This window comes from Lacticaseibacillus manihotivorans DSM 13343 = JCM 12514 (assembly GCF_001435035.1).
GTDB lineage: Bacteria > Bacillota > Bacilli > Lactobacillales > Lactobacillaceae > Lacticaseibacillus > Lacticaseibacillus manihotivorans.
Genome location: NZ_AZEU01000225.1, coordinates 1 through 421 on the forward strand (window position 1 = coordinate 1; position 421 = coordinate 421).

General features: G+C 44.2%; 1 protein-coding gene. It reads left to right on the top strand.

What is annotated here, in order from left to right; genetic code table 11:
* Positions 1 to 162: 162 nt before the first annotated feature.
* The gene (locus FD01_RS11765; protein ID WP_056964471.1) at positions 163 to 390 is read left to right on the top strand and encodes a hypothetical protein; all 228 of its coding nucleotides are present in this window, start codon (positions 163 to 165) and stop codon (positions 388 to 390) included.
* Positions 391 to 421: the final 31 nt, after the last annotated feature.

Here is a 421-nt window from a genome sequence, read left to right on the forward strand (position 1 = left end):
GAACCAGGAACCAGGAACCAGGAACCAGGAACCAGGAACCAGGAACCAGGAACCAGCTGATTGTTTCGTCATCAGCTTATTTGTCAAGTCTTTTTTTAAGAGTTCACCAACTAATAACGCTGATGGGCTCTTTTTCGTTGTCACCGGAAAGGTGGCGGCATAATGGTTAAAGCAATCGAGACTGCTGTAAAGCAATGGGCAGATGATCAAATACGCGACCTGGGTTGGAAGATGATTGCGTCTGAAGAGGAACAAATAGATGATAGCATTCGGGATTCTTTGAAAAATAACCCTTCAAAATCTGGCGGTAATGGTACTGCACGTACCGATTATAAGCTCATGCTTGATAATGGTGAAAAATTATTACCGCAAATTGCAAGAACAAGTTAGCCACCCCATGGCACGACACCGTGAGATGAAC